This is a genomic window from Halomonas sp. PBN3 (assembly GCF_000475415.1).
In the GTDB taxonomy this organism is placed as follows: Bacteria; Pseudomonadota; Gammaproteobacteria; order Pseudomonadales; family Halomonadaceae; genus Halomonas; species Halomonas shengliensis.
The window spans coordinates 1-1,593 of record NZ_AXCA01000017.1 but is presented as its reverse complement, the minus strand read 5'-3'; the positions used below and the strand labels follow the sequence as shown (position 1 = coordinate 1,593).

Annotated in this window: 1 protein-coding gene; it reads left to right on the top strand. The window is 62.7% G+C overall.

Annotated elements, in window-relative coordinates; all coding sequences use genetic code 11:
• The first annotated feature begins 74 nt into the window (after window positions 1-74).
• Window positions 75-1,430: an IS1182 family transposase gene (locus tag Q673_RS20835; RefSeq protein WP_016913619.1), complete on the top strand. Its 1,356-nt coding sequence runs from the start codon at window positions 75-77 to the stop codon at window positions 1,428-1,430.
• The last annotated feature ends 163 nt before the right edge of the window (window positions 1,431-1,593 follow it).

Genomic DNA, 1,593 nt, shown 5'->3' with positions numbered 1-1,593 from the left:
CCTAGCAGCCTGTCGGACTTTCCGTTGCACAGTGAGATACTGACCACCGTCATCGCCGAGCTGAGAAGATCGCCATGAGCCGCTTCATCCCTGTGGATCGCCAGACCGATTACCTGCTGCCGCCTTCGGTAGACGAGTGGTTGCCCGATGGTCACCTGGCGCGGTTCGTTGTCGATGTTGTCGAACAACTGGACCTCTCGACGTTGACCCGGCGTTACATGGGGCGGGGTTCCAAGGCACATCACCCGGCGGTGCTACTGAGCCTGCTGATCTACGGCTACGCCACCGGGGTGGTCTCCAGCCGCAAGATCGAGCGTGCCACCTATGACTCGGTGGCGTTCCGCTACCTGGCCGCCAATACCCATCCCGACCATGACACGCTGGCCACCTTTCGCCGCCGCTTTCTGCCGGAACTGGAACAGTTGTTCGTACAGGTGCTGCTGCTGGCCCGCGAGATGAAGCTGCTCAAGCTTGGCACCATCGCCCTGGACGGCACCAAGCTCAAGGCCAACGCCAGCAAGCACAAGGCGTTGTCGTATGGCCATGCCAAGAAGCTGGAGGCACAGTTCAGGGCAGAGGTGAAAGCGCTGACCGAGCGGGCCGAGTCGGCGGACAAGGAGGACGCGGCCGACGGCATGGATATCCCCGCCGAGATTGCCCGCCGTGAAGCCCGCCTGGCGGCCATCGCTGAGGCGAAGGCCAAGATCGAGGCGCGCGCCGAGGAGCGGGACGCCACCGAGCAAGCCGCCTATCAGGAAAAGGTGGCGCGGCGGGAGGCGCAGCGCAAGGCCGGCAAGAAGCCCCGTGGGCGTGACCCCGAACCGCCCACTGGTGGCCCGCGTGACAAGGATCAGATCAATTTCACCGACCCGCAGTCGCGCATCATGCCGGTCACCGGCAAGGGGTTTGATCAGTGCTACAACGCCCAAGCCGCGGTTGATACCGAGAGTCTGCTGGTGACCCATGTCCACGTCACGCAGGCGACCAATGACAAGCAGCAAGTCATGCCGCTACTGACGGCCTGGCAAGGTTACCCGGAAACGCTGGGAAAACCTGACCACCTGCTGGGTGATACCGGCTACTTCAGTGCCAGCAATATCCAGGCCTGCCATGACCATGGTATCGAACCGCTGTTGGCGATGAAGCGAGACGTCCATCACCTTCCGGTCTTTGAACGTTTCGCCGCGGATCCGCCTGCCCCGGAGAGCGAGGACCCCGTCGAACAGATGGCACACCGCTTGAAGACGCAGGCGGGCCGAGCGCTCTACGCATTGCGCAAACATACCGTGGAGCCGGTCTTCGGGATCATCAAACACGTGATGGGGTTCCGGCAGTTCTCGCTACGCGGACTGGATAAGGTCAGCGGCGAGTGGCGATTGGCCACCATGGCGTGGAATATCAAGCGGATGCACCGGTTGACGGCGGGCTGAGGGCTCGCCGCGCCCAACCGGCCAGCAGGCAAGGCGTCAGAACCGCCTTGCAGAAGCTGAGGGGCAGGTTAAGAGCCACACAACAGCACCAACACCAACACAGGGGGGGTGAAGAACCCACGCCTCAGCTCATCCATTAACCTCAAGTCCGACAGACTGCTAG

What these genes read in the sequence shown, in the direction of transcription:
- Q673_RS20835 (WP_016913619.1), top strand. Translation starts at nt 75, where the DNA reads ATGAGCCGCTTCATCCCTGTGGATCGCCAGACCGATTACCTGCTGCCG.